Annotated in this window: 6 protein-coding genes; all 6 read right to left on the bottom strand. The window is 38.1% G+C overall.

The genetic code is table 11. The annotated features are described in order from the left end of the window. Window positions 1–4: 4 nt before the first annotated feature. The 6 genes from AC4MRQ_RS08110 to AC4MRQ_RS08085 all read right to left on the bottom strand — a co-directional run bounded on the left by AC4MRQ_RS08110 (window position 5) and on the right by AC4MRQ_RS08085 (window position 13341). A complete protein-coding gene (locus tag AC4MRQ_RS08110) occupies window positions 5–3217 on the bottom strand; it encodes a cellulase family glycosylhydrolase (RefSeq protein WP_491197160.1) in 3213 nt (1070 codons plus the stop codon). 69 nt (window positions 3218–3286) lie between these two features. After that, window positions 3287–4462, bottom strand: coding sequence for a PKD domain-containing protein (locus AC4MRQ_RS08105; protein WP_491197159.1), 1176 nt, complete (start codon window positions 4460–4462; stop codon window positions 3287–3289). A gap of 26 nt (window positions 4463–4488) precedes the next feature. Further along, window positions 4489–5469 carry a hypothetical protein gene (locus AC4MRQ_RS08100; protein WP_491197158.1) on the bottom strand — a complete coding sequence of 327 codons (981 nt, stop codon included), beginning with the start codon at window positions 5467–5469 and terminating at the stop codon, window positions 4489–4491. Between the two features lie 20 nt (window positions 5470–5489). Further along, window positions 5490–7016 carry a RagB/SusD family nutrient uptake outer membrane protein gene (locus AC4MRQ_RS08095; protein WP_491197157.1) on the bottom strand — a complete coding sequence of 509 codons (1527 nt, stop codon included), beginning with the start codon at window positions 7014–7016 and terminating at the stop codon, window positions 5490–5492. Between the two features lie 53 nt (window positions 7017–7069). After that, window positions 7070–10141: a SusC/RagA family TonB-linked outer membrane protein gene (locus AC4MRQ_RS08090; RefSeq protein WP_491197156.1), complete on the bottom strand. Its 3072-nt coding sequence runs from the start codon at window positions 10139–10141 to the stop codon at window positions 7070–7072. A 530-nt stretch (window positions 10142–10671) separates the two neighbouring features. Beyond that, complete coding sequence (locus AC4MRQ_RS08085; protein ID WP_491197155.1) at window positions 10672–13341, bottom strand: two-component regulator propeller domain-containing protein; 2670 nt, start codon at window positions 13339–13341, stop codon at window positions 10672–10674. Window positions 13342–13354: the final 13 nt, after the last annotated feature.

Here is a 13354-nt window from a genome sequence, read left to right as displayed (position 1 = left end):
TTTGTTATGGTACTATAAACCTGATGGTTTCAGCCAGGTTTTTATTTGTTACTTTTAGTAAATAAACTCCACTTTTTAAGCTGCTTACATTCATTTCAACCTGATTATTTCCTGTTTTTTGTTGCTGCGAAAGAAGGCTTTGACCATTGATGGAAATAATCTCTAATAAATACATTTGCTCGTCAATAGTAGTGGGACAATTCAAGTACAATACACCATTACTAACCGGATTTGGATAGATCTCAAAAGCATTGATATTAAAAGAGAGCTTTACATCATCCGAACACTGATTGTTAGCCATTACGGTTGCAGAATACAAGCCTGATGACAGATTTTCAATTGTAAATGCTGAAGTCTCCTGCAAGTATGTTTGACCATTCAGCTGGATGGTATACGGTGCTTCTCCGCCTTCAATTGTAAACGAAACAGTAGTTCCGTCAATAATGGCTTTACTCTTCAGTGCTTCTGCTTCCTTTAAAACAACTTTGTGATAACTATCGTAGTTATTAATGGATGTTGCTAAAAGATCATAACTACCGGCAGATAAATCACTTATTGTATACTCCACATTTTGGCTTATTGGATGCTGGTCGCCACCATTTAAGGTAATGTTAATTGGTGCAACTTTACTCAATATCGTAATGCTCCCATCAGCCAGTTGATAGCATGATGGGGATACATACGATATTTGAAAATTAGTAGCAGAATATATTTCATCAGGATCATCAGAAATTACCTCACCTACCTGTTTAAACTCAAACCAATTGAGGTTATGCTCTTGCTGCTCAACTTTAAAGCGAAGAACATATTCACCTTTATTTAACAACAGAGAGGTTCCACTTTGCGTTTGCCAGGTACTCCAACTACCAGTACTACTTAGTTTGACGGTAGCAACCGATTCAAATGTTTCACCATTATCAGTACTTAACCACATGGATAAGCGAGGTGCATTATTCTCTGAAGCAACACGCATACTTAAGTCATAATAAGCCGTGTTTTGTACTGAGATGAGATAATCCAGGTAATATCCTTCACGCGCATATGATGAATTTTTTCCACCACCTACATCGGTGCAATTCTCAAACGTAAAGCCATTGTTATAATGAAAATCTTCAGCTTCAATTTTACCCGGAACTGCATGACGCATTGGTAAATTATTAAATACCGGCAAATTTGAAAAAACTACCAGTTCCTCTTCTCCTGATTGGACACTGGTTCCATTGTAACTCAATAAAAGCTCATCAAAATAAGTAAAGGTCGAACTGGTTGTTAATTCCAGAACTTTCGCATTCTCTGAACTAATCTTTACATCACTTAATTGAATATCAACACCATCTTTGTTTACTAAACTAAATTCGTTCAACTGCAAACTGCTACCTGATGTCACCTCTTTGTTGAGTGTTAAAAAAACTTGGTTACCCAAAGTATTTGACTCAACCGAGAAAGCTTTAAACTCTACACTACTGATTGGCTGTGGATTAGTAAATTCGAAATAATTCAGGTTCGCCCCTCCTTGCTCGAAATAAAATACAATTTTAACCTCTCCGGCAGGCAAAATAATGCCGTTAAACGCTGTGGTCAACCAGGTTTCATAGCTGCCTGTTGATGGTAATTCCAATGTTGATGTAACATCTAAACCATTGGCCATCAACTTAATTTTTGCAACATTACCAGCATGACGAATATTAAGCGTATATGACTGCTCGGTTGTGTTGTTTATGGTGTATTGTAACCATTCCTGATCTGCCGTCCAGCCAACATTATAGGGAGCTTCTACAAAAGAACCATCCTGGTTGGTATCAGTACAATGTTGTACGTCAACGCCATCGCTGCGATACGCCCAACCTGTATTCCAATCGGTATAATCCGTTACCTGACTCAGGTTAGCTGTATCTGTATCCCAATAGGCGTAACCATTACGTCCCATATCATAGTCGGCAAACCAGGTTTTATCACCAATTGCATGTGTTTTATATGGCTTTGTATCGTAAGTGTGTGACTGACGAATCATGGCATCAATTACATCGTACATAACCCGCACATTCTCAATTTTATGATTGTTAGCCCATTCAGTTACAGCATCGATCGCCGCCTGTCCGGTAACATCATCCGAAGATTCAGGTGTTCGCCAGCCATCAATTAGTTTCTTGTATGATTCTGGTTCCTCAACGTACATTACATTGTTGATACCATTCTTTTTAACCGGCCACCACGACCAACCAATATCTTTGCTTTCGCATAGAGCAATCAGATGTGTATACCAAACATTAGAGTTTTCACCACTTTCGCCCAACCAAAGTGGTACATTATGCTGTATGCTTCTCTCTATTATCCAATCGAGTGAATTGGCATCCACATTGTTCCAATATTTGTGAAAGCTAATTACTAAGTTATCGTCCCAAAGAGGATCTGGTAACCCGTCGTAGTTATTGGCCCAATCATTACCTTCTAAAAAGATGATGTGATTATCGCCTGTTTCACGGATGACATCAGTACACTCTTCCAGCAGATTCCATAACAGTTCATTACCATTATCTTTCAGTTCACTCCAATTGGTTTCATTCAAGAGGTCATATCCGCCAATCCAAGGCTCATCTTTATAGCGTTCAGCCAATTTTCGCCAAAGGGCCACCATCTTATGCCGATTGTTGACATCTTCCCATAAAGAAGGTTTACTGTCGTCATAATCGCTAATATCAGCATTTCGTCCTTGTCCACCTGGCGCCGCATGTAAATCTAATATCAGGTACATATTATTAGCTTTACACCAACTTAGCACATCATCCACACGCTCAAAACCACTTTCATGCCAAGTGTAATTCTTAGTGCTTAAATTTGTTGCACTTTCATCTTCAATGGGCGGTGTAAACTGGTTATAGTGCATGGCTAGACGTAAGCTGTTAAAACCCCATTTGGCCATGGAATCTACATCTGCTTTGGTCATGTGATTATCCCACCATAGTTCAAAGAAATCATCGGTAGCTGTTTCACCAATCACCTCATTTAACTTATTTCGGAATTCATGCTGCGTACCAGCTACTCCGGCGGTTTTCATCATGTACCCTTCCATCAACACCCAATTTCCGGTTCCTATCCCACGAAGAATTACTTTATTCCCCTGATCATCTTTAATCAACCTGCCATCGGTAGTGAGTGTTTGGGCATTAATAGCACAAATGTTAAGTACCATTATTATTAAAGGGAGTATCTGTTTCATCTTGTTCTGTTTAAAATCAATTGTATGTAAAGAGGCGATTAGCATCCACCTCTTTACATTTATCAATTCTTATAGTTTCTTTATTCCCGGATACTCTTTACGTAAAACGATATCATCCACATAAATTACACCACTTGTTCCTTTACCATGGCTAAACATTACCCATAAATGCCTGATATCATTGGCCTCGATTTTATTATGCGAGAAATCTTTATTTGAGAAATCAAAAGATAGGTCGACCCAGCCATCCGTGGAAGTAATGGTGTGTTCCACTTCTACACGACCATCCCAATCGTTAATGGTCGAAAGTCCAATTTTTAGCAAGCGCTCGCTTTCCGGCATATTGAAGTTATAATCAACTCCGCCAATGTTAACCGTACTTCCTTCAAGGTACACGCGCAAGCCCACTTCGGTATATTCACCTGAAAAATTAAGTGATCCTTCAGAGATACTATAGTTGGCTTCGGTCCACCAGCCACCTGATTTACCCATTAGTAATACATTACTACCATCGAATGCATATGGGTTAGTGCCTGGGTTATATTCATTAAGTAATTTCGTATCACCATTGGCTTCACCCCAAACTCCCGGATAGGCAGCATCGTCATCAAAGTTGTTAAAGACAATACTTTGCTTTTGAATATCGCCATTTTCAATGGTAACTGTTGTTTCGGTACTTAGTAAAGCACCTTGAACAAAAGCTTCAAATTTAACTGTATAAGTACCGGCATCTAAATAACGCAAGGTGGTGTCTGTTGTAGCTGTATTAATCCATGTTCCATCGCCAAAATCCCAACGACTGTCTGTAAAAACGGTTGAGGCATCCGCATTAATCTGTAATTGTCTCAAGTTTTCTTCTCCTGCTATACCTGGTTTAGAAACATCTGTGACAATAATTAACTCATCTGCAGAAACACTTATTTCGTCGAAGGTTTCAACATTCACTCTATTACCATAAACAGCAGTTACTTTGGGCTGATATGTACCATCTACTGTGTAAATAAATACTCCCGATTCCTGACGCACCGTGGTTCCATTACCAAAATCCCACTCAATATAACTCAAACCTGGTGTGCTGTTATTAAACTCATAGCTGTTGGCAATACCAATCTCATCAGAAACATTGGTAAACGAAACATCCAGGTCGATTAAATTCTCATCCCAGTCTTTTGGATTACTTTCATCTTCACAAGCTACTGTTAGCGTTAACAATGCAATTGCGATAGTATATATTGATTTCTTCATTATATTAATGTTTTAGTACTTAAACTTTATTCCAAACAACCAGGAACTTTTTGAATTAATTCAATGTCATCAACCATAATAACACCAGTTCCATCACGACCAGCACCTCTGTCGTTATCCCAGGCATGTGTAAACATTACCCAAATGCTTTCTACTTTAGTTGGGTCAATCTGGTCGAAGGTGCTGTCTGTAAAATCAAATTCCACATCAATCCATTGGTCTAATTCATTCAATTTGATATTACGCTCAATTTCCTGACGTCCTGAACCATCGTTCAGACCAATTTTAAGGTTTAAGTATGACTCAGGGATGTTAAAGTCAAAGTTTCCTTCCGGCACCTCAAAAGTGCTTGGAATATAAAAACGCATAGCTACTTTACGCCACATACCTGCATGTGAGAAGTCAAATACCTCGGAATCGAAATCGTAAGCTACTTCGGTCCACCAGCCACCGGCTTTTCCTATTAGCAATACATTATTATCCTCAGGAAACTGATAAGGGTTCTCATCAACATGATAATCTTTAAAAAGTGCTACGTCATTCGGATGCTTTTGTATCCATGAACCAGCATAAGCAGCTTCATCATCAAAATTATCGAGCATAATACGTTGCCCAATTGCACACCAAAGCGTTTCTGTTGCTGTTACAGTTTCTGCCTCCTTAGAAAGCTCACCATCATAGGTGTAAGCATTAAAGGTAATTGTGTATTCACCCGGATCGATAAAATAAACGGTGTCTTTATCTTGCTTGCTGGTTTGTCCATTTCCAAAATCCCAGGTTATAAACTGAATATCATTATCAGCTTCGCCACCGGCACCTCGAACATATTCTACTTCATATATTTGTGCCGCCAATTCTGTTACATTAATCTGTATTTTACCAGCCAGTTCTTTTAAACTTTCCGGATCTTGTTTTTTATAGTCGTCAACTACACCTACTTCTGTTGGTTCGCAACTCCATAAACCTACAGCCAGGATAAACAATAGTATTTGTGATATAATTTTCATTTTTAGATTTTTTTAGTTGCTTAATAACCTGTGTTTTGTTTCAATGGCTTCGAGCTGGAACTCGATAATTGTATTTGTACATCGGCAATTGGCCAAACACCACGTGTCGCTCTGTCAAATGTTACATCAAAAGGACTTTCGTAATTATTAGAGATGGCTTCGTCTGCGACATCAATACCGCGTCTTAACAAATCCCAATAACGTAAGCCTTCACCAAAGAATTCTTTTCTGCGCTCGTCAAATACCCTTTCTGTACTAACCGGCGGGTGTACACTAAAACCAGCACGTACGCGCACTTCTTCATAATAACTCTGTGCACTTCTGGTAAATGTTCCACCGTTTAGTGATAATTCAGCAGCCATTAAAAGCACATCGGCATACCTAACAACCGTACGTCCATCTGGATGTCCGCTAAAAGCCGGATCATCAACAAAACGGCTTAAAGGCGTAAACTTTTTGAAATAATAACCAGTATGCTGATAACTGTTAGAATAATCATTTTCTCCAACTTCACTATCTGCATCCAATATAGTAGCATTTCTTCTCTCATCAGCCGGGTCATAAATGCTATATACATCAGGATGGATAGTTCCGAATCCCCAGCCGGCAGCGTAAGTATCTGTATTTGAAATGTCTCTCAATCCGTAAAACTGAACATCGGAGCGGCTGGCTCCTTTACCATTATACGAGTAAGGGATTTGGTAAACATGTTCTTTACTGTAATAAGACTCATCAGAACCTGATACCAACCAAAGATCAGCGAAATCGTCCACCAGTCCATGTTCACTTTCTTCAATAATATTATCAACTAATGTACTAATGCTATTAAGTGTTACTCCACCCGGCATTTCTGTTTGACCATAAAACCCTGTATAGAACAAGTAAACACGGGCCAACATAGCTTGTGCAGCGTATTTAGTCACACGTCCCTCTTCCCCTTCTACTGAACTTGGTAAATCTTCGATTGCAGCTAAAAAGTCAATAGCGATTTGCTCATAAACATCATCAGGATTAGCCTGACCTACGTCAGCATCAGCCAATGTAATAGGTTCAGTTATCAGCGGTATGTTTTCGTACATACGCACCAGGTTGGCGTAAATATAGGCCCTAATAAACTTAAGCTCAGCCAATATTCTTGCCTTTTCCCCTTCATTTTCAAACGCAATTTGAGGTATCTTCTTAAGTGCCACATTGGTACGATAAACACCTACATAGCCTCTCCACCAAAATTGATCATGCTGCCAATCAGTCGCCAGCATTTTATGCTTTTCAAAACGCCTGACATCAGTTCCATCGGAAGAGCTACCGCCACCGGTAAACATGTCATCCGAACACATATTAAGAAAAAACTCAAACTCATTAGTTCCACCTTTATCATCAGTAGTGGCATTATAGGCTGCATAGAGTGCTGCATAGGCATCTTCCTCTGTCTGGTAGAAATTATCTTCGGTTGTTGCCGTATGATTATCTACTTCCAGATAATCATCACACGAAGGAGCTCCTATAATCAAAAGAGCCATTGTTATATGTAAAATATATTGTTTCATATTATTTAAATCTTTGTAACTATTTAAAAATGTGATTCAAGCAAGAGCATTGATTAAAACCTTAAGTTCATACCAATTGTAAAAGTTCTTGCCTGGGGGTATGTACCCGTATCGACACCAGAATTTATGGTACCTGAACCAAATTCAACATCAACACCCGGATAATCGGTGAATGTGTATAAATTCTGGGCCGCTACATAAAGCTTTAAGTGTTCGATTTTTAAACGCGAAAGTGTCTTTTTGTTGAATGTATACCCTAACTGAACATTCTTGATGCGCAAATAATCAGCATCAACAACATACCTGTCTGAGAATCGACTATAGTTTTTATTTGGATCTTCAATTGAAGCACGTGGCTCACTATTGGTTGAATTTTCTCCAGTCCAACGATTAAGCATTGTTGCAGGCAAGTTTGTTAGACCAGCATCTAAACGTCGAGAAAGGTTGGCAATTTGATGACCTCCAGCTCCTTGCATAAATACAGAAACATCGAACCCTTTCCAATCGGCAAACAAGGATAAACCATAGAAATAAACAGGGTTTGAGTTGCCCAGGTTGATTTTATCATTGTCATCCAATATACCATCTCCATTTTGGTCGACAAAACGCACATCTCCCGGCTGGGCATTTGGTAACATTTTTACGATGTCGCCATTTTCATTGACAGAAACTGGCATATTGTCAATATCTGTTTGGTTCTGAAACAATCCATCCGTTTCATAACCCCAAAAATAACCAAGAGGTTCACCTTCTTCAGCTCTTGTAACCAATCCATAAGTTTGAACAACAGCACCTCCCAGTACCTTTTCATCATTACCAATATAGGTTACTTCATTGTCATTAAATGAGATATTAGCATTGGCACCCCATGCGAATTCACCGGCCTTATCATTATAGCCAAATTCAAATTCATAACCACTGTTACGTACCTCAGCGGCATTATCAATAGGTGAGTTACTTCCGTAGTGTCCAGGAATCTTAACTGATAGAAGTAAGTCTTTTGTTAGCTTATTATAGTAGTCGAAGGTAAAGGTGAACTTACTATCTAAGAAATGAGCATCTAAACCAATATCTGTTTGTTCAGATGTTTCCCAGCGGATATCTGGCGTTGGAATAGTGTTAGGTGCTAAGCCCTGCATGGAAGTACCACTGGTTAAAGGATTACCTATCACATAGCTACCTGCATCAGAAATATTTGACACATAAACGAAATTGCCGATGTGATTACTACCATTTTGTCCCCAACTGGCTCTTAGCTTTATAAAGTTGGCAACACTTTTAAGTGAAGCTGCAAAATTTTCATTGGTTAGCACCCATCCACCTGAGAAAGATGGGAAGTAACCATATTTATTGTCCGGACCAAAACGAGATGAACCATCTGCTCTGAATGTTGCAGAAAAGAAGTATTTTTCGTTAAAATCGTAGTTAACACGAGAGAAAAACGATACCAATCTATTGGGAATACCCTTGCCACCACTGGAATTACGTGTTTCTTTATCGCTTATCGTATTATCAATGTATGCATAGTCAGGGCCTTTAGGCGTTTTAGTAATGTCAACACCGCTCCCCCAAAGGCTATGGGACGTTTCCTCCAATATAGTACTACCAGCAACAACATTAAAGCTGTGCTTATTTATATCCAGATCATAAGTAATTATGTTCTCCCAGTTGTGATTGAAATAACGTGTCATACTCTTTTGCACATCATCAACCAGGTTAAAATCTGATGGACTGAGTTTATAAACCGGATTGTAATCTTCCCAGGTTACATATGCCAGGTCGATACCATATGAACTTTTGAATTTCAAATTCTCGAGAATGCTGTATTCTACAAACATATTACCCACAAACTTGTCGGTTCGGGTTTGTGAATGCAGATACTCCATTTTACCTACTGGGTTAGTAATACCTTGGCTTACATAATCTGACACTCCATACTCCCCATTTTCATCCCGTACTGGTGTTAATGGATCTAAGTTATAGGCTGATGCCAAAGGTCCTCCATAAATGTTATTTACAGAAATACCACTACTCTCAATATTAGAATAATACAGTGAAGTACCGGTACGTAATTTATCATTATGACTTTTTGTTTCGGCGTTGACACGTGCTGTAATACGACCATAGTTTGAGTTATCAGGTGCAACCAAACCCTCTTGCCCAAAATAAGATATACCACTTGATATCTTGGCTCGCTCGGTTCCACCATTCAAGGTAACACTATGGTTCATCATTGGCGCGTTTTTATTGTAGATCTCATCTTGCCAATCTGTGTTGGCACGACGATTAAAATCCATTGGACGAACGCCGTCGTTTAGTTGTGCTTCATTATAGAAAAGCACATACTGATCAGCATCCATCAAAGACAATTTACGCTCCGGATTTTGAATACTGTGATAACCATCATAAGTTACAGTAAAGGCTTGGGCTTTACCTTTCTTAGTGGTAATAAGTACTACACCATTCGCACCACGAGCTCCATAAATAGATGATGAAGCCGCATCCTTTAATATCTCCATGCTGGCAATATCACCCGGGTTCAAGTAATCGATACCTCCAACAGGTAGTCCATCAACAATATACAATGGATCAGAGTTACCATTAGTACCGGCTCCTCGAATACGCACTGACATACCGGCTCCTGGCTGCGCTGAACTACTGGTTACTGTAACACCAGCTGTTCGTCCTTGCAGTGCTTGTTCAACCCTTAAGTTTTGTGTTTTTTCAATGTCTTTTTCACCAACAGATGATATGGCTGCTGTTAAAGAGCTTTTCTTTCGAGTACCATAACCAACTGCTATAACTTCATCAAGTCCAATACTACTGGAGCGCATTACAATATTAATTGCTCCCGAGGTATTTTTATTCGTAATTTGGACCTCTTGGGTTTCCATCCCAATAAATGAGAAAACCAGGACTGCATCAGCTGGTACATTATCGATTAAATAATTACCCTCAAAATCTGAAATAACCCCAACTTGAGTTCCCTTTATAAAAATATTGACTCCGGGAACAGCGCTCCCTATTTCATCAGTTACCTTACCGGAAATAGATAATGTTTGTGCGAGTATGGTTGTTACACTGCCTAATAACACTGCAACAAATAATAGCTTTAATCTCTTCATAGTAATTTGACTTTTTTAACAGATTTAGTCTCTTTCATGACACCTTGTTTTTATTTAGATTGTGCAGAGTGTAAAACTATTTGTTAGAAAAAAAGTGTCATAAAAAAGACCATAGACTAACGGTAGACAGGTGAAAAACAACCTTGATATTTCATAGACTCGATCATATTAAGCACTGATTTATTGCTATTTACAGATTTATTATTTAATACAAATTCTAATGCTTTTATCTGTTTCTGTAGTGGATAAATTGTCGATATGTACAAGCAAATGCCAATATCGTTTGATACAAAGCAAGGCACTTTAAACTGTTTTAATTATGAAAACAGCAATTCTGAAGGTAAATTAAAGTTTAACTAAGTGAAAAAGTCTGAAAAGGATTATTTGCCTTATAGCATTTTACCTGGGTGTATTGCTTACCTGATATAATAGTGACAATATACTAAAAGGCAGTTTGCAAGGTTTAGGAAGTAAAAAGAGCCTCCAAATAATCCTATACAACCAGAATTAAAGATATAGTCTTATAATCCTTAGAAATCCAGAATAAACTTATTGAGGTTTTGAGAGTGATCCAGGTCCAGCTTTTTTCTCAAGCGATATCGGGCGGTATCCACACTGCTTGTTGAAATATTTAAAAACTGTGCTATTTCATTGGTATTGGCATTAATACGAATGAATGATAACAGGCGAATATCATGCTGAGTCAGCCCTTCATATTTTGAAGAAATGCGTTGAATGAAATCCTGATGATCTTCTGCAAACACCTTATGAAATAAAAATTCTTTTTTCTCCTTGTTAATCTCTTGATCGATCTTGTTAACCCACCGTGAGGCTGCACTATTTTTCATCTGTTCCAATGCAGCCCTAACTTCAGTAAGAAAGGTATTCTTATGCCTTATAACTTCTGTAAACTGAAGGAGTTGCTGCTTTTTAGATTGAATCTGCTCTTCTACATATCGCTTTCTATCCTGTTTATGCTTTAACCTTAATTTTTGGTTTTTAACATATTGAATAAAAATTAAAGCAAGAGCCAGTATGATAACAATCAAGATCCCTAATCGCAGATAATAATAACCGATACCTTCGATTATTATGGGCAATGTTGTTTTTCTTTCGATGGTACCATTGTAGCGACACTCAAGCTCAAAAGTATATTCCTGTGGTTTTAAATCACCATAGGCCACCTGTTTCTGTAAATGTGACCATTCGGTCCACTCTTTCGTATAGGGTAACAAACGGTAGCGATACTCAATATTTTGTTTCTTTCGATTGGCAAATGACAAGGTGATGGTTTTAAACTGTCGACTGGCCAGATTTAAAGCTTTATTAGTGTAAGGATAATATATTGCCTTCGGCTTATTATTGCCTGAATAAGTAATCTCAACCTTGGCTATTATCGGTTCTTTTAATGATTGACGATTATTTCTGAGATTGAGCGGCAACACTTTAACTCCCTGCTCAGTAGCTATATAAAGCAGTTTATCATGTATTATTAAACACTCAAACTGTTTCAGTATATCATTATTAACTTCGCTTAATAACTTACTATGAATTACAGTAGAACCATCTGCCAATTCTTCAATCATCTTTAGTTCGTCATTTTGAATATAGACAGCAATATTGTCATCAGGAGATAACTCCAAAGCTGAAATATTTCTGCCTACAATACCTTGTGTTAAGGCCATCTTTGTCTCTACAAAGTGTCCGTCAATGTTTTCAAATAGCGTATGCCCATCATAAAAAAACAAACCATACTCCGTTGGAAATACATCTCGCATGGCTGTCTTTGTTACTGCAACCGAATCATCTATTACCTGAATACAATGAACAATTGTATCGGCACTTCCCCCATAAGACCAAACACACCGATTAGCTTTATCGTAACTTAGTTTTGGGTTCCCCCAAAGCCATAGGTTTTGCTTCTCTACAAAATCATTTTCCAGATGTTGTATCCACAATGTACCCGTGTAAGCCGAAAATATATAATTATTGGAGTTGCCAAGTTGAGCAACATCCATTACACCTGTTTGATTATAAATGAGTTCAGATGTATCATCATCTATCTTTACCAGACCATTGTTATGGCAAGCATATAACCCAGAAGCAGACTTATTTAAGGCCCATACCTGACCTTGAGAACCAGGTACAAGAGAAAATTCATTCGCTTTATAATTGGTATAAAGCCCTTTGTTAGTTGCAACATAGGTAATATCGTTGTGCATTAATACATCATAAGTTGCACCTTTACTAATTATTGATTTTAATAAACTTTCCTTGTTAATTTTTGCAATACCATAATCTAAACCCGCCCATAAATTTCCGTTATTATCAACTGCTAATGAAAGCACGGTATTATCTAACAATCCTTGGTGTTGCTGTATCTTTCCCTGAATAACAAGTTGATCATTATCTTTTTTAACAGGAATTATCCCTTCCAAAATAGAACCAAGATAAAAAGTGTTTTCATCATAATGTACTGCCGAAAAACAGCTCACCTGTACAGGTAAAGAAATCTTATTTATATCTGTGCCATCATAGGCAAAAACCTGACCATTCAGCATTACCATGTAGAGTTGTTCACAATGTTCAAACAACGCTCTAACTTCCTTACCCTGCGCCAACGGAAATGGTTCCACTAGATTAAATCCATCGAAATCTAAGGTGCCTAAACCATTGTCACCATTGATGGTCCACACTTCATCTTGCCACTTACATAAACCTGATATAGTCTTTGGAAAGGTATATTGAACCAGGCTTTTAGTCTGAATATTATAGATGGTAATGGCATTATTCGACTGAAAAAAAACATTATCGTCCTTTACTCCAATATTCCAAATGTTGCCATTGATCTCTGAAAGGTATTCGTAAGATAAGTTACCGCTATCATCTATTTCGAAGAAACCAATCTCGTCTCCTCCACACCAGATTTTATTATTTGAATAACAAACGGCGCGTATTGATCTGCCAGATGGAAGTTTATTAAAAATCCACTGACCATATACATAGCGCAAGAGTCCCTGATTGTTTGCAATGTATATTACGTTATTGTCATCAACTGCAATATCCCAGTTCTGCCGACCAGCACCATAATCTTTTTTGTCAAAAGTGGTAATATCAGGCACAAAGGCATAGTCCAAGCCATGAGCAACATTCATTGCACAGAAACATAAAATTACTAATAGGTTCTTTTTTAATGTCATAATTATCGAAATT

It is taken from the genome of Carboxylicivirga sp. (assembly GCF_982718395.1).
Note: the sequence above shows the minus strand (reverse complement) of the source record. Positions and strands in the feature narration are given on the sequence as shown.

Coding starts and splice junctions, on each gene's coding strand:
- AC4MRQ_RS08110 (WP_491197160.1), bottom strand. CDS start 3,217: ATGAAACAGATACTCCCTTTAATAATAATGGTACTTAACATTTGTGCT.
- AC4MRQ_RS08105 (WP_491197159.1), bottom strand. CDS start 4,462: ATGAAGAAATCAATATATACTATCGCAATTGCATTGTTAACGCTAACA.
- AC4MRQ_RS08100 (WP_491197158.1), bottom strand. CDS start 5,469: ATGAAAATTATATCACAAATACTATTGTTTATCCTGGCTGTAGGTTTA.
- AC4MRQ_RS08095 (WP_491197157.1), bottom strand. CDS start 7,016: ATGAAACAATATATTTTACATATAACAATGGCTCTTTTGATTATAGGA.
- AC4MRQ_RS08090 (WP_491197156.1), bottom strand. CDS start 10,141: ATGAAGAGATTAAAGCTATTATTTGTTGCAGTGTTATTAGGCAGTGTA.
- AC4MRQ_RS08085 (WP_491197155.1), bottom strand. CDS start 13,341: ATGACATTAAAAAAGAACCTATTAGTAATTTTATGTTTCTGTGCAATG.